Below are 235 nucleotides of genomic sequence, written 5' to 3' on the forward strand. Positions count from 1 at the left end.
GTCAAAAGCGCGCTCCGTGACGAACCGGCGAACCTCACGCCGAAGACGGCTATCTGCCGGCAGGACCTCGCGCTCCAGTCCGCCGCGCCAATCGGCGACAACGTCTTTGGTAGGGAGTCGATTGCCCTCGGGGGTGCTGTTGGTTCTCTCTTAGCGTCGCCACACAACGCGACGATTCTCGAAGAAGGGGGCGTCGAGTTCGGAATTCACAAGGACAACCAGAGCCCGGTCGTCA

Annotated in this window: 1 protein-coding gene; it reads left to right on the forward strand. The window is 62.1% G+C overall.

Features of this window, described 5'->3' with window-relative positions; genetic code table 11:
- Positions 1–235: transferase (locus HKX41_13600; protein ID NNC25168.1), on the forward strand; the 235-nt coding region annotated here is incomplete at both ends.

Origin of the sequence: Salifodinibacter halophilus (assembly GCA_012999515.1) — a bacterium.
Lineage (GTDB): Bacteria > Pseudomonadota > Gammaproteobacteria > Nevskiales > Salinisphaeraceae > Salifodinibacter > Salifodinibacter halophilus.